The sequence below is a fragment of the uncultured Anaerovibrio sp. genome (genome assembly GCF_947302755.1).
Classification (GTDB): Bacteria; Bacillota; Negativicutes; order Selenomonadales; family Selenomonadaceae; genus Anaerovibrio.
On sequence record NZ_CAMYWM010000036.1, the window covers coordinates 1 to 20110 of the forward strand.

The 20110-nt window shown below is 47.6% G+C and carries 17 protein-coding genes; 15 read left to right on the forward strand and 2 right to left on the reverse strand.

Annotation, left to right across the window (positions count from 1 at the left end):
* Both Q0Y54_RS05255 and deoD read left to right on the forward strand, forming a co-directional pair.
* Positions 1-414 (forward strand): HAD family phosphatase (locus Q0Y54_RS05255; protein ID WP_297965041.1); only part of this gene is annotated, 414 nt, incomplete at its 5' end.
* Between the two features lie 27 nt (positions 415-441).
* Positions 442-1155: a purine-nucleoside phosphorylase gene (gene deoD, locus Q0Y54_RS05260; RefSeq protein WP_297965043.1), complete on the forward strand. Its 714-nt coding sequence runs from the start codon at positions 442-444 to the stop codon at positions 1153-1155.
* A gap of 96 nt (positions 1156-1251) precedes the next feature.
* Here deoD and trxA read toward each other — a convergent pair whose 3' ends face one another.
* A complete protein-coding gene (gene trxA / locus Q0Y54_RS05265; protein ID WP_297965046.1) occupies positions 1252-1566 on the reverse strand; it encodes a thioredoxin in 315 nt (104 codons plus the stop codon).
* A gap of 32 nt (positions 1567-1598) precedes the next feature.
* Positions 1599-1805: a ferredoxin-thioredoxin reductase catalytic domain-containing protein gene (locus tag Q0Y54_RS05270; protein WP_297965048.1), complete on the reverse strand. Its 207-nt coding sequence runs from the start codon at positions 1803-1805 to the stop codon at positions 1599-1601.
* 160 nt (positions 1806-1965) lie between these two features.
* Between Q0Y54_RS05270 and cobI the strand changes: the two genes are divergently transcribed.
* The 13 genes from cobI to Q0Y54_RS05335 all read left to right on the forward strand — a co-directional run bounded on the left by cobI (position 1966) and on the right by Q0Y54_RS05335 (position 20105).
* Positions 1966-2664, forward strand: a complete 699-nt coding sequence (gene cobI / locus Q0Y54_RS05275; protein ID WP_297965050.1) for a precorrin-2 C(20)-methyltransferase — start codon at positions 1966-1968, stop codon at positions 2662-2664.
* A gap of 366 nt (positions 2665-3030) precedes the next feature.
* On the forward strand, positions 3031-5535 hold the full coding sequence (locus Q0Y54_RS05280; RefSeq protein WP_297965052.1) for a DUF3656 domain-containing protein: 2505 nt from the start codon (positions 3031-3033) through the stop codon (positions 5533-5535).
* Positions 5536-5556: 21 nt separating this feature from the next.
* Positions 5557-7932 (forward strand): endonuclease MutS2, encoded by a 2376-nt coding sequence (locus Q0Y54_RS05285; RefSeq protein WP_297965054.1) that lies wholly within the window; start codon positions 5557-5559, stop codon positions 7930-7932.
* A 66-nt stretch (positions 7933-7998) separates the two neighbouring features.
* A complete protein-coding gene (locus Q0Y54_RS05290) occupies positions 7999-10119 on the forward strand; it encodes a transglycosylase domain-containing protein (protein WP_297965056.1) in 2121 nt (706 codons plus the stop codon).
* Positions 10120-10168: 49 nt separating this feature from the next.
* Positions 10169-11392, forward strand: coding sequence for a tyrosine--tRNA ligase (tyrS, locus tag Q0Y54_RS05295; protein WP_297965058.1), 1224 nt, complete (start codon positions 10169-10171; stop codon positions 11390-11392).
* A gap of 361 nt (positions 11393-11753) precedes the next feature.
* Positions 11754-12485: a YebC/PmpR family DNA-binding transcriptional regulator gene (locus Q0Y54_RS05300; protein WP_297965060.1), complete on the forward strand. Its 732-nt coding sequence runs from the start codon at positions 11754-11756 to the stop codon at positions 12483-12485.
* A 65-nt stretch (positions 12486-12550) separates the two neighbouring features.
* Positions 12551-13045 (forward strand): crossover junction endodeoxyribonuclease RuvC, encoded by a 495-nt coding sequence (ruvC, locus tag Q0Y54_RS05305; RefSeq protein WP_297965062.1) that lies wholly within the window; start codon positions 12551-12553, stop codon positions 13043-13045.
* A 203-nt stretch (positions 13046-13248) separates the two neighbouring features.
* Positions 13249-14478 carry an aspartate kinase gene (locus tag Q0Y54_RS05310; RefSeq protein WP_297965063.1) on the forward strand — a complete coding sequence of 410 codons (1230 nt, stop codon included), beginning with the start codon at positions 13249-13251 and terminating at the stop codon, positions 14476-14478.
* Positions 14479-14976: 498 nt separating this feature from the next.
* Entirely contained in the window at positions 14977-16218 is a 1242-nt protein-coding gene (locus tag Q0Y54_RS05315) for a pyridoxal phosphate-dependent aminotransferase (protein WP_297965065.1), read from the forward strand.
* A gap of 576 nt (positions 16219-16794) precedes the next feature.
* Positions 16795-17424 carry a DUF47 domain-containing protein gene (locus Q0Y54_RS05320; RefSeq protein WP_297965067.1) on the forward strand — a complete coding sequence of 210 codons (630 nt, stop codon included), beginning with the start codon at positions 16795-16797 and terminating at the stop codon, positions 17422-17424.
* Positions 17417-18412: an inorganic phosphate transporter gene (locus Q0Y54_RS05325; RefSeq protein WP_297965069.1), complete on the forward strand. Its 996-nt coding sequence runs from the start codon at positions 17417-17419 to the stop codon at positions 18410-18412. The genes Q0Y54_RS05320 and Q0Y54_RS05325 overlap by 8 nt, the downstream gene beginning before the upstream one ends.
* A gap of 82 nt (positions 18413-18494) precedes the next feature.
* A complete protein-coding gene (locus tag Q0Y54_RS05330; protein ID WP_297965070.1) occupies positions 18495-19487 on the forward strand; it encodes a uridine kinase in 993 nt (330 codons plus the stop codon).
* Positions 19488-19640: 153 nt separating this feature from the next.
* Complete coding sequence (locus Q0Y54_RS05335; protein WP_297965071.1) at positions 19641-20105, forward strand: hypothetical protein; 465 nt, start codon at positions 19641-19643, stop codon at positions 20103-20105.
* The last annotated feature ends 5 nt before the right edge of the window (positions 20106-20110 follow it).

The following is a 20110-nucleotide window of genomic DNA, read 5'->3' on the forward strand; positions in this document are numbered from 1 at the left end:
AGTCAGACCGGCCTGCTGGTGGAGGATGACTCCATAACCACCATGCCGGGAGTGAGGGAGCTTTTGGAGCGTCTAAAGGCGGCCGGCTATGTTATTGGCCTGGGCTCCTCCTCCACCATGGAAATGATCCAGCTTGTGCTGGGCCGCTTTGGGCTGAGGGATTATTTTCGCGTATTGGTCAGCGGTGATGAATTGCCCCGTAGCAAGCCGGATCCCTTGATTTTCCTTACGGTGGCAGAAAAGCTGGGAGTAAAACCGGAAAACTGCACGGTTATTGAGGATGCCTATGCAGGAGTTACCGCCGCTAAGGCAGCGGGCATGCGTTGTATTGGTTATTACAATCCAAATTCCGGACCACAGGATTTATCAGGGGCAAATCAGATAGTAAAAAGCCATGACGATATATTGGTGTAACGACAAATTTGAAAGGGGAGAATTGTAATGAGTTTACATATTGGAGCACAGGCCGGTGAAATTGCCAAAAGAGTATTGCTTCCGGGGGACCCGCTTCGCGCCAAGCATATTGCAGAGAATTTCCTGGAGGATGCCAAGTGCTATAATGAAATCCGTGGTGCCTACGGCTACACCGGAACCTATAAGGGGGTGCCGGTATCGGTTCAGGGTACTGGTATGGGCATTCCCTCCATTTCTATTTATGTTACTGAACTAATTAGGGAATACGGTGCCAGAAAGCTGATACGTGTCGGTACCTGTGGTGCCATGCACGAGAATATCAATCTGCGGGATATCGTTATCGCCCAGGGAGCCACCACAGATTCCTCCATTATCCGCAATATCTTTGGCCCAACCATTAATTTTGCGCCCTTGGCGGATTATGAAATGATGGCCAAGGCCATGGAGGTGGGCCAGGCGTTGAAGATTTCCACCAAGGTGGGTAATATTATTACTGTAGATCGCTTCTATGATGATGAAATTGATAATGACAAGCTGCGCCGCTATGGTATTTTGGCAGTGGAAATGGAGACTGCAGCCCTATACCTCATTGCGGCCCAATACCGTGTCCAGAGCCTGGGCATATTTACTGCCTCTGACCATCTGCTGACCAAGGAGGCTGTTCCGGCAGAGGAACGTCAGAGTAATTTTAATGACATGATAAAAATTGCCCTGGAAACCATTATTCAGACCACAATTTAGGGTACAAGAAAAACGCTATTATAGGCTGAAGTCACAGTGGTGTGCTGCTTACAGCAGATAATAGCGTTTTTTGGTGCTTATTTTTTGTGTTAAAAATTATTCATTCAGCAGCTTCAGTACAAAATCCTTTTGCACGTAGCCGATGTACTGATTTACCACCTTGCCATTTTTAAAGAAGTACAGGCTCGGAATGCTGACAATGCCATATTGGGAGGAAAGATAGGATTCCTCATCCACATTAATTTTGGCCACCTTGATGGAGCCTTCATTTTCTTCGGCAATTTCCTTCAGGATAGGGGCCATCATTTTGCAGGGTCCGCACCATTCCGCCCAGAAATCCACAATAACGGGAATGTCGGATTCCAGTACCTCCTTCTGGAAATTATCCTTTGTAACCTTAACCTCAGCCATATTTTTATCCTCCTTTAGAGTAATATTGATTGTTATACATCCTTCAGGGACTTGTAGTACAACATGCAGTGACAATAGCCCTCATAGTCAGGGTTCTTAATCTGGTCGCGGAATTCCTTGCACATACATTTTGTATCCTCGCTTTTTTCCAGACGGCATGGACAATAACCGCCTGTCTTTTGGAGTCCTGCTTTTACGGTAGCAACCACGTCGGCATCCTCATTCAACAGAATTTTCACAATGGGCACCTCCCCAAAAAAATCAATTGGATAATTCTAATTTAATGAAAAAAAACTTACTTGTAAAGCTTTTTGTGTTATTATAGTATTAATAGCTTATAGGCATAATGTACCATAAAAATATGAAAATAGAATGAGTTGATTAAGGAGTGATACACATATGAAGGGTAAAGTGTTTGGCGTAGGTGTAGGCCCAGGGGATTCTGAGCTGCTGACCGTTAAGGCAGTAAATGCTATTAAGGGTGCTGATGTAATTATTGCACCACGGACAGAGAAAAAGGAGGGCAGCGTGGCCTTGGATATTGCCCGTTGCTATATTGGTGAAAATACAGAAATCGTTTATCAGATTTATCCAATGGTAAAGGGCTTTTCAGCGGATACAAGTGCCTGGGACAAGAATAAGGCCGAGATTATGGCAATGCTGGAGGCTGGTAAGCAGGTGGTGTTCCTTACCCTGGGTGACCCAATGTTCTACAGCACCTATATTTATGTATATAACCGTCTAAAGGAGGCTGGGGCTGACATCGAAACAATTCCGGGAATTCCGGCCTTCTGTGCCATTGCCAGCTATTTGGGACGGTCCATCGTGGAGGGGGATGATATATTGAGCATCATTCCGGCCACTGTTTCCGAGGATAAGCTGAAGAAGGCATTGGCTACCTGCGATAATGCAGTTATCATGAAGGTATACAAGAATTTCTCCCAGGTGGTGGATAATTTGGAGGAAGCCTCCATGCTGAAGAATGCTACCCTGGTAAGCCGTTGCGGCCTGCCGGATGAGGAAATCATCGATGATGTGGCAGCCAATAAGGACAAGAAGCTGAATTACCTGTCCACAATTCTTACAAAGCGGGACTAAAAGCATAATAGGGCATCAAGAACTGTTGGGAATATTTCCCGGCAGTTCTTTTAATTTTTATATGGAGCGTTGGGACAGATGCCTTGAACAGTTTGGCACGATACGTTAAGAAATTTTTTGTTGCTTTACCTTAATATTAGTGAAAAAATCATTTGTTTGAGCGAAGCCAAGCTAATCTTTTGGGCGAAGCGAGTTATGATTTTTTACACTATATAAATGCAACAAAAAATTTTAGTATCGTGACATTGTGAAAGGCACTGTCCCAACGCTCATTTATATATGGCAAAAAAAGAACAACTAGGGTATAATAATACGATGTGATTTTTTTGCTTGATTTGTTTTTATATAGATTTGGAGGATGCAGCTATGGTTGAATTGCTGGCCCCGGCCGGCAGTAAGGAGGCCCTCATTGCTGCAATTGAAAGTGGTGCCAATGCCATTTATCTTGCAGGAAATATGTTTGGCGCCAGAGCCTATGCAGATAATTTTGATGAAGAAGGCATGCGTGAGGCTATCAGAATAGCCCATTTGCGCAATGTCCTTATTAATGTTACCGTAAATACCCTCGTGGATGATCAGGAGCTGCCCCAGCTGGCCGAATATCTCCGCTTTTTGTATGAAGCCGGGGCGGATGCCATTTTGGTCCAGGATTTGGGCGTGGCCAAGCTGGCCCGGGAGCTTGTGCCGGATTTGCCCCTTCACGCCAGCACCCAGATGACGGTGCACAATTTGGATGGGGTACTGGCCCTGGAAAAAATGGGCTTTACCCGGGTGGTGTTGTCCCGTGAGGTGTCCCTGGAGACCATTAAGCATATAATCGCCAATTGCAAGGTGGAAATAGAGGTCTTTATCCATGGAGCATTATGTGTTTGTTATTCAGGTCAGTGCCTGATGAGCAGTATGATTGGCGGACGGTCCGGCAATCGGGGCCGCTGCGCCCAGCCCTGCCGTTTGCCCTATACCCTGGTGGATGACCATGACAATGACATGCTGAAGGACTCGGCCGGAAAGTATTTGCTGAGCCCGCGGGATATGAATGCCATTGACCTGATACCTCAGCTTATTGATGCCGGCGTGGCCTCCCTTAAAATCGAGGGGCGTATGAAGCGTCCCGAATATGTGGCCATTGTGGTAAATAATTATCGTCAGGTGATTGACAGCCATTATGCAGGGCATTTTCAGGTAACGGATAAAACACGCCATGATTTGGCTCAGGTCTTTAATCGGGATTTTACTACGGCCTTTCTGGAAAAGAAGCAGGGACGCAATATGATGAGCGACCGCCGTCCCAATAACCGGGGGATTATGCTGGGCCGGGTTATGGAATATGACGGTACCACCGGCATGGTAATTATGAAGCTGGCGGACAGCCTGTCAGCAGGCGATCAGGTGGATTTCTGGGTAAAGGTAGGGGGCCGGGTAACGGCCACTGTTAAGGAACTGCACCTGGTAAAGAGCGGCAAGAACCGCAATATGGTACCGGTGGACCAGGCCCCGGCAGGCTCGGTGGTGAGCTTCCCGGTGGAGTCCCGGGTATTTGACCACGACCGGGCCTTTAAGGTGTACGATGCCTCCCTTATGGAATGGGCCAAGGGCTTTTACAATACTGGTGCCCCTGTACGGCGGGTGGCCGTGGAGGTACAGGTCAGGGCGGCTGTGGAGGAGCCATTGGTTATTACCATGACTGATGGGGAGGGCCATCAGGGTGTAGGCCGGACGGAATTCATTGGTCAGGAGGCCATAAAGCGGCCATTAGATGAAGAAACCATCCGTAAACAGGTTTCCCGACTGGGAACATCAATTTTTGAATTGGCCAGGTTGGAATGTGATATAGCAGGGAAGGTTATGGTGCCGGTCAGTGAGATAAACGAGGCCAGACGCCAGGCGGTGGTAATGCTGGAAAATCAGCGGCTGGCCAAATACCAGGTTAAGCCGGTTATGGAAAATAATGCTGCTCTCCGTAAAAACAGGACCAATAAGCGGGTTAAGTCAGGGATTACAGCCGTAGTGGATACCCTGGAGCTGTTGGATAAGGCCATTGCTGCAGGGGCGGACTGGGTAGTATTTGGTGGAGACTCCTACCACCATGAGGCCATTATTCCCATGCAGTATGAAAAGGCTATATTTATGGCCCATCGGGCAGGGGTCAGGATTGCACTGAATACGCCACGTATTATCAGGAATAATGAGCTTAATGGCTTTCACACCTGGTTACAGACGGTGGCCGCATATCATCCTGATGCGATTAATGTACATAATATTGGCTCGCTGGCGGCTGTAAAGGAATATACGGATATACCGGTACACGCTGATTATTCGCTGCCCGCCTATAATTTTAAGACCCTACAGCATTTACAGGAGCTGGGAGCTGAGGCCGTGACTCTTTCCCCCGAGCTGACTATGGTACAGGTGGAGGCTCTGGCCCGGGAAAGTGCTATCCCCCTTTCCTGTATTGTGGATGGCAACTTGGAGCTTATGGTGTCGGAGTATTGTGTTGCCGGCAGCTTTATTGGCAATCTCCATACCGGTCAATGCGGTGCGCCTTGTGTGAACAGTGGGAAGAAATTCTTTTTGAAGGACCGTAAAGAGATTAAATTCCCTCTGGTTATGGACCAATATTGTCACATGCATGTACTAAACGGTAATAGATTAAGCATGCTGCCCCATGCCATGAAATTTAGCAATATGGGGATTAGTCAGCTGAGAATAGAGGCCCGGTATATGGAGCCCAATCAATTGAAAAGGACGATTGCCAATTACAGAAAATATATGGCCTGCGGCAGAGAGCTAAGTGATGACGAACGGGCTGAGGTGACTGCCCTTGAGGGGGACAATGTCACCCGTGGTCATTATTTTAGAGGTGTGGAATAATAGATTGGTTTGAGGTTATCGATGGAACAGGATTCATTTAAGGTATTGGAATATAAAAAGATATTAGAGCGGCTGCAAAATAAGGCCGGTTCTATTTTAGGCAAGGAGCTGGCCGGTGGACTTCAGCCAAGTAATGACCCTGAGGAGGTCAGGGAACGGCTGCGGGAAACTGCTGAGGCTGTTATGGTGTCCTCCATGGCCAATCCGCCATTGGGAGGCATTCGGGATATTCGTGAGCTCATGAAGAAAATCGGCATTGGTGGGGTTATTGAGCCGTCGGAGATAATGGATGTGCTTACCACCATGTACGCCATGCGGGCTGTGAAACGGTTTTTCAAGGAGCTGGAGCTGGAGGCACCTATTTTGAAAAGCTGGGCCCGCAGCCTGGAGATTTTGGGGGAGCTGGAGCGCAATCTGGAAAATACCGTGGATGAGCACGGCAATCTCCGGGATGATGCCAGTGTGGAATTAAAGCGAATTCGGCGGGAGGTTAAGTCTTCCCAGGCCCGGATTAAGGATCATCTCAGCAATATTCTCCATTCGGCGGAATACCAGAAGTATTTTCAGGATGCCATTGTAACCATGCGGGGAGACCGCTATGTGGTGCCTATTAAACAGGAATACCGTCAGTATTTTCCCGGTATAGTTCATGACCAGTCGGCCAGCGGTTCCACCGTATTTGTGGAGCCCATGGCGGTGGTTAACTTAAACAATGATATCAAACAGCTGGTGGCAGCCGAAAAGCATGAGGTGGAACGTATTCTGCGGGATATTTCCAATCAGATTCGCCGTAAGGACGATATCCTTATGGAAAATTGCGATATATTGGCCTTTATTGACTTTACCTTTGCCAAGGCTGGACTGGCCCGGGAAATGAAGGCAGTGGAGCCCATCCTCAGTGAGGAGGGAACAACCTCCCTGCTGTCGGCCCGTCATCCCCTTATTGACAGTGACAAGGTGGTGCCAATTGATATTAATATAGGCGGGGATTACAACATGCTGCTGGTTACCGGCCCGAATACAGGCGGCAAAACGGTGAGCATGAAGACCTTGGGACTGTTGGTGCTGATGGCCCAGGCCGGTCTGTTTCTTCCTGTGGAAAATGGGTCCAGTATCAGGGTTTATAATAATGTTTACGCTGACATTGGGGATGAGCAGAGCATCGAGCAAAGTCTCAGTACCTTCTCCGCCCATATGACCCATCTGGTGGAGATTTTAGGCAAGGTTGAGCCCGATGATTTGCTGCTGCTGGATGAGCTGGGGGCCGGAACTGACCCGGAGGAAGGAGCGGCACTGGCCATGGCTATTTTGGAGCAGCTGCTGAACATCAAGGCTGCGGTTATGGCCACTACCCATTATTCCGAGCTGAAAACCTTTGCCTTTAGCCGGCAGGGCATTGAAAACGCCTGTGTGGAATTTGATGTCAATACCCTCAGGCCAACCTACAGACTGCTCACCGGCATCCCCGGAGCAAGTAATGCCTTTGCCATCAGCCGTCGACTGGGCCTGAGTGAAGCCCTGGTTATACGGGCCAAACAGCTTATCCAGGCCGATCATGCCCAGTTTGAGCAGGTCATCAACCAGCTGGAAAAAGAGAAAATGATGTACGAGCAGATGAATGCCGATATTGAGGCTAAGCTCCAAAGAGCCCAGAAGATGGAGGCCAAGGCCGAGGCTCTGCGGACGGAGCTGTCCCAGAGGAAGGCGGATATTATCCGCCGGGCCAAGGATGAGGGCTCTGCCCTGGTTCGTCGTGCCCGCAGGGAATCCGAGGAAATCATTAAACAGCTTAAGGAGCAGTTTAATGATATGGGAATTCAGAAGCGTCAGCAGGCCATTCAGGATGCCCGAAATAAGCTTAATGAGGAAGCCGGGCGGGTCCGTCCGGGAATTGTGTCAGCCAAGGCCTTCAGAAAGCCCATTGACCTGAAAACCATTGAGGTGGGTGACACGATTTATGTTACCAAGCTAGACCAGAAGGGAACAGTTCTGGGGATTCATGGCAAGGAGCTGGAAATTCAGCTGGGGGCCATGAAAACTACGATGAAGGCCTCAGCCTGTAAATTCGTGGAAAAGGGCAAAAAGGAGCAGCCGGCAGCCTCAGCCGGAAAAAAAGCCAAGGGAGGCGGCAGCTTTATTGCCAAAACCCAGGAGGCCCATCGCGATATTGATATCCGCGGCATGATGGTGGACGAGGCCGAGGTGGTTTTGGACAAGTTTATCGATGACTCCATGATGGCAGGACTGTCCCAGGTGCTTGTTATACATGGAAAGGGCACAGGCGCACTTAGAAAGGGCGTCCATGAGTACCTTAAGCATCACCCAAATGTTGCCCAGTTCAACTTTGCCGATATGAGCGAAGGCGGCACAGGTGCAACGCTGGTAACTCTAAAATAATAATTTTCGCGAAAATTATTTGTTTATGATAGAATAGAAACGTATATGTTTATAAGGAGGTCTATCATGGAAAAACGTACAGGTGCGGCTCAGCAGCGGGCTCGACAGGCGAAGAAGCCTCAAAAGTCCTCTGGTGGAGGTGGTGCAAGGCGATTGCTGATAGTTTTTGCTTCAATAATAGTCGTTATGATCATCGGTGTGGGATGCGGATTTCTTACGGCTACATTGAATACAAAGGCAGATCTTGCTGATGTGCGGCCACCGGCATCTTCCCAGATTTACGACATAAACGGCAATGAAATTGCCAATGTTCATGCTGATGAAAATCGCGTTCCGGTTAAGATGAATCAAATTCCGGAGAATTTAAAAAATGCCTTCGTGGCAGTGGAGGATGCCCGGTTTTACGAGCATTCAGGCGTTGACCCTCGGGGCATAATGCGTGCCATTTGGTCCAATATTACCAGCCAGGGCGTGGCTGAGGGTGGTTCCACCATCACCCAGCAGCTGGCCAAGAATGCCTATTTGACTCAGGACCGTACTTTTAAGCGTAAAATTCAGGAAATGTTCCTGGCCATTCAGCTGGAGCATCAGTACACAAAGGAGGAAATCCTGGAGCTGTACCTTAATCAGATTTATTTCGGCAATGGTGCCTATGGGGTTCAGGCGGCAGCCAAAACCTATTTCGGCAAGGATGTTGATAAGCTGGATTTAAGCGAATGCGCCATGCTGGCCGGTATTCCAAAAAGTCCAAATTACTATTCCCCTACCAATAATCTTCAGGCTGCCCAGGAGCGCAAGGCTACCGTGCTGGAGCAGATGGCCAAATACGGTTATATCAGCTCCTCCACTGCCAATAAAACCAAGGGTGAGGAGCTTCGCCTGGTAAAGGCCTCGGCCAAGTCCGGCAGTGAGGCATCCTATTTTATTGATTATGTAACCCAGACCATGATTGAAAAGTATGGGGCTGATGCAGTCTATAAAGAGGGGCTGAAGATTTATACCACCCTGGACATGGATATGCAAAAGGCCGCAGAGGAAGCCATGAAAAATCTTCCTGATATGGGTGAAAGCAATGGTATTCAACAGCCCCAGGGGGCCTTGGTGGCCATCGATCCTCATACCGGTCATATCAAGGCAATGGTGGGTGGTCGCGGTACAGACCAGTTTAATCGGGCGGTTTTGGCAGAGCGTCAGCCGGGATCGGCCTTTAAACCATTTGTGTTTGCTGCGGCCCTGGAGGCGGACTTCACTCCTTCCACGGTTATTGAGGATAAGCCAATAAATATTAACGGCTGGGAACCCCAAAACTACAGCCGGGATTTCAATGGCAAGGTTTCCCTGCGATATGTGGCAGAGCAGTCCCTGAACGTACCAACAGTTCAGGTGGCCAAGGATGTGGGGATTGATAAGATTATTTACCTGGCCAAGGAAATGGGCGTTTCCACCTTTGTTACAGAAGGAAACCAGAATGACGGTAATTTATCCACTGCCCTGGGCGGTTTAACCCGAGGTGTAACACCCTTGGAGCTTACCAGTGCCTATTGTACCTTTGCCAATGACGGTGTCCATGTTAATCACACCGCCATAATCAAGGTGCTTGACCGCAACGGCAAGGTGCTGGAGGAGAATCATACCGACAGCAAGCAGGTCCTCAAAAAGGCTACTGCCAATGAGCTGACCAGTATGCTTATGGGCGTGGTGGTCCGCGGTACGGGTACCGCAGCCAACATTGGCCGTCCAACAGCGGGCAAGACCGGTACAACCAGTGATTATCACGATGCCTGGTTTGTGGGTTATGTGCCGGATTTGGTGGTAGGTGTCTGGGTTGGTACCGATGACAATCAGCGCATGGGCACTATGACAGGCGGTACTACGCCGGCGGTCATCTGGAAGGCGTTTATGAATAAGGCCCTGGCAGATATGCCGGTAAAGAAATTTGACGGAGCGTCACTTACCTCTGTGGAAGAACCGGTTAAGGAGGATACCAGGGAGGATACCGCCAAGAGTAAAAATACCAACGGAAATAACAATAATAATTCCAAGCCTAATTCCACCTCCAATGGCAAGAAGGCTGATACGGAGGCCAAGGCACCTGCTGCCAGGACCACTGTAAATGAGGAGCCAAAGCCGAAGCAGCCTCAGTCAGCCCCTTCACCAACGGCTGCAGGTGGTAAAATGGCAAACTGATTAGACAATAAATCATCCTGTTTTCAGGTTTAAGGAGAGAAATAATATAATGGCAACAAGTGTTTTTGACGTACTGAAGGAACGCGGCTACATTGCCCAGTGTACCAATGAGGACGAAGTTCGGGCAATGCTGGAGAATGAGAAGGTTACCTTTTATATTGGGTTTGACCCCACTGCTGACAGCCTTCACGTAGGCCATTTTCTGGGTCTGATGGTCATGTCCCATCTTCAGCGGGCCGGACATCGTCCGGTATGCTTGGTGGGTGGCGGCACCGGTACTGTAGGGGACCCGTCCGGCCGCAGTGATATGCGCAAGATGCTTACTGATGAGGATATTGAATATAACTGCAATCAGTTTAAAAAGCAGATGGCTCGGTTCATTGACTTCAGTGATGGCAAGGCCCTGATGGTAAATAATGGGGACTGGCTCCGCAAGCTGAATTATATTGATTTGCTGCGGGAGGTGGGGGCTCATTTCACCGTTAACCGCATGCTGGCCGCTGAGTGCTACAAGAACCGCATGGAAAAGGGCTTGACCTTCCTGGAATTCAATTACATGATTATGCAGTCCTACGACTTTTTGGAGTTGCATCGCCGCTACAATCTGAAGCTGGAAATGGGTGGCGATGATCAGTGGTCAAATATTATCGGTGGTGTTGAGCTTACCCGGCGCATTACCGGCGATGCCGTATATGGCCTTACCTTTACCCTTCTGACCAAGAGCGATGGTCAGAAGATGGGCAAAACGGCCGGCGGTGCTCTGTGGCTGGACAAGGAAAAGACCTCACCATATGATTTCTACCAGTACTGGCGCAATGTGGACGATGCAGATGTGGAGCGTTGTTTGGCTCTCTTGACCTTCCTGCCCATGGATGAGGTCCGTCGTCTGGGGGCCCTTGAGGGTCAGGAGATTAATGAGGCCAAGAAGGTGTTGGCCTATGAGGTGACCAAGCTGGTCCACGGCCAGGAGGAGGCGGACAAGGCCAAGGAGGCTGCTGAAGCAGTATTCGGCGGCTCCGGCTCCAATGAGAATATGCCTACCATTGAGCTTACCGCTGACGATGCCGGCAAAAAGCTGGTGGATGTGCTGGTGGCAGCCGAGGTATTCGGCTCCAAGGGTGAGGCCCGCCGCCTCATTCAGCAAAATGGCTTGTCGCTCAATGAGGAAAAGGTCAGCGACCCGGATTATGCACTTTCGGACAGTGACTTCCGTGATGGGGAAGCCATTGTGAAGAAGGGCAAGAAAAAATTCTACCGTTTGCTTAAAGTGTAATATATACAAGGCCGGACAGGGGTACAACGGGGAACACTCGTGCTCTCTAGTTTGCCTAGCGGTACTAAGCTCATGCTGCGCCTTTGGCTTGCATTCACTAAGTACCAAGGCAAAATATGTCCCCTTTTGCACCCCTATCCGGCCTTTACGATTACAGTTATATCGGATTTTCTATGATTTTTATAGACAAATAAACCATATATAAGCGTAAGTGCACAGTTCCCGATTGTGGGCATATCGGTACTTCCAATGATACATATGTAAAAGTGGCTAAAACTTGCCATTTGTGTTATACTATCTATCTGTGAAATATACCTTGGGTACTGTCCCCAAGAAAATGTAATAAAAGGAGTTTTCAGTAATGTCAGGACATTCTAAATGGGCTAATATCAAGAGAAAAAAAGGAGCCAATGACGCTATTCGCGGCAAGATTACCACTAAAATCGGCCGTGAAATTACCATTGCCGTCCGCATGGGCGGTTCCGATCCAACGGGTAATATGCGGCTTAAGCTGGCACTGAGCAAGGCCAAGGCCAACAACATTCCAAAGGATAACATTAATCGGGCAATCCAGAAGGGCCTGGGGGCGTCTGATGGCAGCAATTATGAGGAGATGACCTACGAGGGCTACGGCCCTGGCGGAACAGCCATTATGCTGGATATCCTTACTGATAATCGCAATCGTACTGCCGCTGATGTGCGTCACATTTTCTCCAAATATGGCGGTTCCCTTGGAGCTAACGGCTGTGTATCCTGGATGTTTAACAAAAAGGCTGTATTCGTGGTAGAAAAGGAAGCCTTTGATGATGAGGATGCCTTGATGGAATTGGTGTTGGAGGCTGGTGCCGATGATTTCGTGGCCGAGGAGGACGCATTTGAAATCACCGGTGAGCCGGAGGCCTTTGATGATATCCTTCAGGCATTGACGGACAAGGGCATTGAAGCTGCATCTGCGGAAATTACCATGGTGCCTGACAATACCGTTAAGGTTGAGGGCGAAAATGTGGCCAATATGCAGAAAATGCTGGATGCCTTCGATGACAACGATGATGTTCAAGAGGTTTACGGCAACTACGAAATGGACGAGGAATAAAAATATGGCGGCCTTCGGGCCGCTTATTTTTTGCCGGAAAAATTTGCGTTGAGGAGAGAAGAAGGATGCTTGCATTGGGGATTGACCCAGGAACAGCAATATGTGGCTATGGTTTTGTGGAAACCAATGGCAGCCGCCTTATAGCCCATGAATATGGTGCCATAACCACCAGTTCCAAGGCCCGGCCTGAGGATAGGCTGGTGAAGATATATGATGGACTGGATATGCTTATAAAAAAATATAAGCCGGATGTTATGGGGGTAGAGCAGCTGTTTTTTAACCGCAATGTAACCACCGCTATACCGGTAGGTCAGGCCAGAGGCGTTGTCTTGCTGGCAGCGGCCAAAAATGGACTGAAGCTGGTGGAGAGGACTCCCCTGCAGATAAAGCAGTCTGTAACGGGGTATGGCAAAGCCACAAAGGAGCAGATAATTTACATGGTCACCAAGCTCCTTAATCTTCCTGAGCCGCCGAAGCCGGATGATGTGGCCGATGCTCTGGCGGTGGCTATTTGTACATCCCATATGCTAAACAGCTTTACTTACAGAAATCAACTCTGAAGTTTACATAGTATAGTGGATTGTACATAAAAAAATACATAGTATACACCTTTTATTGTGTATTTTAGTAGACTGAAACACATAAATGTATTATAATACTTGTTGTTTGAGTGTATTAAAGAGAATTTATCAAACAAATGTCTACGCAGTATGGAAAATATCTTCATGCATCGGTATTTGTTTTGAATAACAGGGAGGTAAATATGGCTCTTATTGTCAAGAAGTTTGGCGGCTCTTCAGTGGGTTCCACTGAAAAAATAATTAATGTAGCCAAGAGAATTATCGCCGAAAAGCAGCCGGGTGATCAGATTGTTATGGTGGTTTCTGCCATGGGAGATACTACAGATGAACTGATAGAGCTGGCAAAGCAGATTAATCCAAATCCATATCAGTATACCCGTGAAATGGATATGCTGCTCACCACGGGAGAACAGGTTTCGATATCCCTCCTTACCATGGCGTTCCGCACCCTGGGACAGAAGGCTATTTCCCTTACTGGCCAGATGGTAGGTATGAAGACAAATTCGGTTCACACCAAGGGCAAGATTATGGATATTAAACCGGCCCGGGTAAAGAAGGAGCTGGAGAAGGGCAATATCGTGGTGGTAGCCGGCTTCCAGGGAGTAAATGAATTGGGGGATCCGGTAACCCTGGGCCGTGGTGGCTCTGATACCTCGGCTGTGGCTCTGGCCGGTGCCCTGAAGGCAGATGCCTGTGAAATATACACTGATGTTGATGGTATTTATTCCGCAGATCCACGTCTTATTCCTGACGCCCGCAAGATGCAGGAAATAACCTATGATGAAATGCTGGAAATGGCCCGTCTGGGAGCTGGAGTAATGCAGCCACGTTCTGTAGAAATGGGTAAATACTTTAATATTCCAATTCATGTTCGTTCAACCTTTACTAACACACCTGGTACAATGATTAGGGAGGCATATACAATGGAAGAGAAGGATTTCTTGATTCGTGGCGTAGCTCATGATAAAAATGTGGCAAAAATTGCAGTTCTTGGTGTTCCAAACAATCCAGGCATTGCAAAGGAGATTTTTTCCGCCCTGGCAGATAAAAACATTGCTGTAGATATGATAGTTCAAAGCATCAGAAATATCGAAAAGAATGTTACGGATATGGTATTCACCACTACCCTCGATGATCTTCCTGAAACCAAGAAAACGGTTGACGCCGTAGCTGAGAAGCTGCATGCTGTAGCCGTCCTTATTGAGGAGGATGTGGCCAAGGTATCCATAGTTGGCGCAGGGATGCTGGGAAATCCGGGAATTGCGGCCAGAATGTTTGGCGCTCTGGCTGATGCCAATGTTAATATCGATGCCATCAGTACCTCTGAAATCAGCATAAGCTGTCTTATAAAGGGCTCAGAGCTCAGTGAAGCAGCCAATGCAATTCATAAGGAATTTTTTCCGGAAAAGTAATTGAACCCTACACTGACGGGTGCTAAGTATTCCCCCCTCTTAGGTGGGAGAAAAGCCCCCATAGGCTCTGGATTAATTCGACTCCGTTCAGTGGGCGTATACATCTCCAACTGAATAAGTCTCATTGAATAGGTGAATAGCTGAATAGCTGGGAGGATGCTCCAAAGGGACATCCTCCTATATTAATGTATAAATGGGTACTTCTATATCAAAAAACACATAACTTGTATAAATATATTTAATGGATTGAATATATTTTTTGAATAAAATTAAGGAAATTTTCTTCAAAAGTGGTATAATGAGTTAAAAGAGTCAATAAATTTTTTATTTTTATAACGAGCTTTAAGATGTCCCCCACCTCTTTAGGTGGGGGAAAACAAACTACAACAGCTGGCGAGCATATCTCCCAGCTCGTTGAAACGCTAATTGGAAGATTTTTCTTCTAAAGAAGAAAAATTTGAACAATGGCGTTATAAATTTTAAGGAGGCGGATGATGTATGAGTTCACAGGTTGCTTCACACCGTGTAGGTAAAAAGCTGGTAGATGTTATTTTTGGGGCCAGCGGAGCCTGCAACGAAGCCATCAAGGTGCATGGTGCCGACAAGGTAACAAATGCAACTGTAGGTTCAATTATAGGCGAGGATGGAAAGCTGGCCTGTCTCCCTACCATGGAAAAGGCCTTTAGGGGTCTGAAGATTTCTGATGTGGCAGCCTATGCGCCGCCAGCTGGTCTTCCTGCGTATCTGGAGGCAGTTATTGGCCTGACCTTTGCGGATAACAAGCCGGAGGGTCATATAGCCGCTTGCGCTACTTCTGGCGGAACAGGAGCATTGCATATGGCCATCCAGAATTATTCTGAGATTGGCGATGCAGTACTGACCTCTGACTGGTTCTGGGGAACCTATAATCCACTCTGCCAGGAGGCTGGCCGCACATTGGCTACCTATCAGCTCTTTGACGACAATATGAATTACAATATCAAGTCGTTGACGGACAAGGTGGCGGAGCTGTTTGCCAAGCAGGAGTCCCTGCTGCTGATTATCAATACCCCTGCCCATAATCCAACGGGCTACAGCCTTACCGAGGAGGAATGGGCCAAGGTTATTGATATGTCCAAGGAATGGGCCGCCAAGGGCAAGAAGGTTAATCTTATGGTGGATATTGCATACATAGATTATGCCGGTGAGAAAAATGAGACCCGTCGTTTCATGAAGCAGTTCAGCAATCTGCCGGAAAATATTTTCGTAATGTTTGCCTTCTCCATGTCCAAGGGCTATACCATGTATGGTCAGCGGACCGGTGCCCTCATTGGTCTTTCTGCCAGTGCAGAGCTTATTGAGGAGTTTAAGAACGTTACCAAGTTTACCGGCCGTGCCACCTGGTCCAATATTAACCGTGGTGCCCAGACCCTGCTGACCACCATTCAGCAGGACAGTGCAATGCTGGCCCAGTTTGAAAAGGAACGGGAGGAGCTGTACGGCGTTATTCGCGATCGGGCGGCTATTTTCATGAAGGAGGCTGAGGAGTGCGGTCTGAAGGCATTGCCATATAAGGCAGGCTTCTTTATTTCAGTTCCGGCCAAGGATTCGGCAGCTGTATGTGATAAGCTGCACGATGATTTGATCTTTGCTGTTCCCCTGAAGAAGGGCGTTCGTATTGCGGTGTGCTCCATACCAAAGGCCAAGATGTACGGTATGGCGGCAAAGGTACTTAAAGCATTAAAGGCTGTTGAGGGATAATCGTAGTCACATAATCCATATTTTAGACACTAATAAAGGGGCTGTCTCACTAAGAAATTAGTCGGCAGTCCCTTTTACTATGAACACTTAGTGAGCACAAGCCTACGGCGCAGTGGGAGCTTAGTGTTCGTTGTAAGGGCGTAGTGCGAAAAACCGTTTCGCACGGAGTTTACTAGGAAATCTTAGCGAAGCAAATCCGAAGGATGCAGATGAGCTTTAGATTTCGTTGTAAGGGCGTGTGGACACCGTCAGGTGTCCAGTAAGTTTACTATGAACACTTAGTGAGCACAAGCCTACGGCGCAGTGGGAGCTTAAATTTCGTGTAAGGGCGTAGTGCAAATATCAATTTGCCCGTAGTTTGCTGAAAAAAAGGAACACAACCCCACAAGACCACGCTTTTGTCAAGGCATATATGGGCCTGCTATGTGGTTGCAAATAAAGGAAGAATGTGCAGAAAAAAATAGGCTGCCGCCTGGATGAAAAATCATTACATGGGACATCCTCTTTTATTTTATTGTTAAAAGCCTCTGTTATGTGTTATAGTTATTGTAGATATCGTTTTGCAGGGAGGTTGCTATGTTTAGTTTCAATAGAAAAGGCGATTCCGAATTTTATGATCTTTTTTTGGAAAGTGCCCAATTTTTCTACCAGGGTTCCCTTTTGATGGATGAAGTAATGGTGGATCACCGGAAGGCTGATATAAAGGTTAAGGAAATTAACGATATTGAGCACAAGGCTGACAGGGTCAATGATCGGATAATTGACAAGTTAAATCAGACCTTTATTACACCTATCGACCGGGAGGATATTTATGCTATTGCCAATGGCCTGGACGATGGGGTAGATTTATTGCAGGGAATTCTGCAGCGCATTGTTATTTATCATACCGGTGAGGCCCGTGAGGGGGCTATCCGGCTCACAAAGCTGCTTATTGAGTGTACTCAGAAGCTTATTAAGGTGTTGGAGCTGCTGCCGGAAATCAGTAAAAATCAGGATCAGCTGCTTAACCTGACCAGTGAGGTCAGCAAGCTGGAAAGTGAGGGGGACCATATCTTCAGAAGCGAACTGGCATATCTGTTTGCTCAGGTAAAGGATCCTATTGAGCTTATTAAGTGGAAGGATTTGCTGGAGGATTTGGAGGACACCCTGGATCACTGTGAGAAAATGGCGGATTTGCTTAGAGGTGTGGTAATGAAGTATGCTTGATTTACATCCTTTTATCATTATAGTAATAGCCTTGGCCTTGGCATTTGACTTTATAAATGGCTTCCATGATACGGCAAATGCCATTGCTACCTCGGTATCCACCAGGGCAATATCACCAAGCCGGGCCATAATTATGGCAGCTGTACTCAACTTCTTTGGTGCCATGGTCAGTACCGGCGTTGCCAAGACCATTGGTGGCGATATTGTGGTGGGACATATCGATCAGCCAATCATAATAGCCTCCCTTACAGGTGCTATTATATGGAATTTGCTGACCTGGAAAATCGGCCTGCCCAGCAGCTCGTCTCATGCCTTGGTGGGCGGCCTTATCGGTGGCGTCCTCATGTCGGATATGGGCATGGAGGGGCTGAATTTTACGGGTATTGGCAAGATAGTTATTGCCTTGGTCACCTCCCCATTGGTGGGCATGGTGGTGGGCTACATCATTATGAATTTGATGTTCCGGATTTTTCAGAATTCCAGTCCATCCAAGGTTAACCATCGCTTTAAGAAGATGCAGATTGTTACGGCAGCCACTATGGCCTTCTCCCATGGCTCCAATGATGCCCAAAAGTCCATGGGTATTATCACCCTGGCCCTGGTATCCGGTGGGGTTCTTCAGGAGTTTGAGGTACCGCTTATCGTAAAGGTGCTTTGTGCCACGGCTATGGCAGTGGGTACCTCGGTAGGTGGCTGGAGCATCATCAAGACTGTGGGGGGAAAAATTATTAAGCTGGAGCCAATAAATGGCTTTGCTGCTGATTTGAACTCTTCCATTACGATATTTACAGCTACGCTGCTTCATTTACCAGTTAGTACAACCCATGTTGTATCCGGTTCTATTATGGGTGTAGGTGCAGCCAAGAGAATTAAGGCCGTCCGTTGGGGAGTCGCCCAGCAGATGGTCATGGCCTGGGTGCTTACCATTCCCTGTACGGCAGCTATGGGGGCACTTTGCTATGGCCTGTTGATGACTATTTTCAATTGATTAGTTTACCAAGGAAAATCGGACTGGCCAATACAGTCCGATTTTTTATATATGCTGAAGCTTAATAAGGATGGTGATGGATATGTTTAAGGAAGTGCTGGAGGAAGCAAAGGAGTGGGCCAGGATTTTACACTGCTCCTATGTTTCTGATTTAAATAACATAATAGAAAACGGCAGCATCAGTGAACTTATTCGGGTTTCTGAGGCACTCCATGAAAAAAAGATTGCCAATATTGCCGACCGCATCGCTGGAGATTTGAAAAATAATCGGCTTATTCTCATTGCAGGGCCCTCCTCCTCAGGTAAAACCTCCTTTGCCCAGCGCCTTAGGGTTCAGCTGCGGGTAATGGGCCTGGAGCCGGTTTCATTGTCCATTGATAATTATTTTGTCAATCGGGATGATACTCCCAAGCTGCCCGATGGCTCCTTTGACTTTGAGTCCATTGACGCAGTGGATATAAAGCTGTTTAATGAGCAGCTTTCCGCCCTTTTGGCGGGGGACAGGGTAATTATACCCACCTTCAACTTTAAAAAGGGCGTGCGGGAAATGGACGGGGCCAATGTAAGACAAATAGCCTCAAATCAGCCTATTATCATCGAGGGAATTCATGGACTTAATGAAAAGCTTACCAGGTCCATTCCCCGTGACCACAAGTTTAAAATTTATGTCAGTGCCCTAAATCAGCTGAATATGGATGAAAACACCAGAATTTCCACCTCCAGGGTACGTCTTTTGCGCCGTATAGTCCGTGATTTCCGCACACGGGGCCGTACAGCTGACAGTACCATCAGCCTTTGGCCAGGGGTCAGGGCCGGGGAGGAAAAATACATATTCCCATATCAGGATGATGCGGATGTCATGTTTAATTCGGCTCTTATATATGAAATAGGTGCCTTAAGGCACCATGTCATGTTTATGCTGGCTGAAATTTCTCCTGAGGATAAATCCTATGAAAAGGCCCAGGAACTGCTGGCCTTCTGCCGCAATTTCAAATCCATCTACGATGAACGGGATATACCATGTAATTCCCTTATCAGGGAATTTATCGGTGGCTCCTGCTTCGATGTAAGCTGATATATTGTGACATGCTGCCCACAGGCTTAGATAAGGAAAAATGGCCCATTTTTAGCATTGGATTAATATTTTTTTTAGCTTTTAATATTAATTTAAGGACAAATCCCGTTATTTGCGTTATAATGTTAAGAAAGGCGTAGAGGGGTGACTCCTATGGTAAGACTGAATTGCAATTGTAGTATAAGGTTTTTATCTGGATTATTGCTCGTAAGTTCTTTGGTATTGCTGCCAGGCCTGTGTCAGCCTGGTGAGGCAGCACAGCACATCCGGGAGGCAAATGGCGATGGGCTGAATAAGCCCAGGGTTATGTATCAGGTGCCCAGGCGGTGGGCCGACAAAAATGAAGTTGCTGCCACCATTGCCAACAGCTATGGTGTACCTTATAGTGCTGTACTTAAGTATTGCAACGAGAACGGGTGCCTTGAGGATGCCTGTCGTATAGCCTATATGGCTATGCTGACCGACAATTCCTTTGACCGGGTGGCCGGCCTGAAAAATAAGGATAATACATGGATCTTAATACAAAAAGAGAGCGCATTTTTCAATGCGCTCTCTTCGTCTGTATTACGGAATCAGACGGTGTACTGCGAAAGATCCGAATTGATCTCGTCGGAGTAATGATT

Excerpts from the sequence above, each read along its gene's own strand:
- Q0Y54_RS05325 (WP_297965069.1), top strand. The coding sequence starts at position 17,417 with ATGCTTGATTTACATCCTTTTATCATTATAGTAATAGCCTTGGCCTTG.
- cobI (WP_297965050.1), top strand. The coding sequence starts at position 1,966 with ATGAAGGGTAAAGTGTTTGGCGTAGGTGTAGGCCCAGGGGATTCTGAG.
- Q0Y54_RS05330 (WP_297965070.1), top strand. The coding sequence starts at position 18,495 with ATGTTTAAGGAAGTGCTGGAGGAAGCAAAGGAGTGGGCCAGGATTTTA.
- deoD (WP_297965043.1), top strand. The coding sequence starts at position 442 with ATGAGTTTACATATTGGAGCACAGGCCGGTGAAATTGCCAAAAGAGTA.
- trxA (WP_297965046.1), bottom strand. The coding sequence starts at position 1,566 with ATGGCTGAGGTTAAGGTTACAAAGGATAATTTCCAGAAGGAGGTACTG.
- Q0Y54_RS05315 (WP_297965065.1), top strand. The coding sequence starts at position 14,977 with ATGAGTTCACAGGTTGCTTCACACCGTGTAGGTAAAAAGCTGGTAGAT.
- tyrS (WP_297965058.1), top strand. The coding sequence starts at position 10,169 with ATGGCAACAAGTGTTTTTGACGTACTGAAGGAACGCGGCTACATTGCC.
- ruvC (WP_297965062.1), top strand. The coding sequence starts at position 12,551 with ATGCTTGCATTGGGGATTGACCCAGGAACAGCAATATGTGGCTATGGT.
- Q0Y54_RS05310 (WP_297965063.1), top strand. The coding sequence starts at position 13,249 with ATGGCTCTTATTGTCAAGAAGTTTGGCGGCTCTTCAGTGGGTTCCACT.
- Q0Y54_RS05290 (WP_297965056.1), top strand. The coding sequence starts at position 7,999 with ATGGAAAAACGTACAGGTGCGGCTCAGCAGCGGGCTCGACAGGCGAAG.
- Q0Y54_RS05300 (WP_297965060.1), top strand. The coding sequence starts at position 11,754 with ATGTCAGGACATTCTAAATGGGCTAATATCAAGAGAAAAAAAGGAGCC.
- Q0Y54_RS05320 (WP_297965067.1), top strand. The coding sequence starts at position 16,795 with ATGTTTAGTTTCAATAGAAAAGGCGATTCCGAATTTTATGATCTTTTT.
- Q0Y54_RS05335 (WP_297965071.1), top strand. The coding sequence starts at position 19,641 with ATGGTAAGACTGAATTGCAATTGTAGTATAAGGTTTTTATCTGGATTA.
- Q0Y54_RS05285 (WP_297965054.1), top strand. The coding sequence starts at position 5,557 with ATGGAACAGGATTCATTTAAGGTATTGGAATATAAAAAGATATTAGAG.
- Q0Y54_RS05280 (WP_297965052.1), top strand. The coding sequence starts at position 3,031 with ATGGTTGAATTGCTGGCCCCGGCCGGCAGTAAGGAGGCCCTCATTGCT.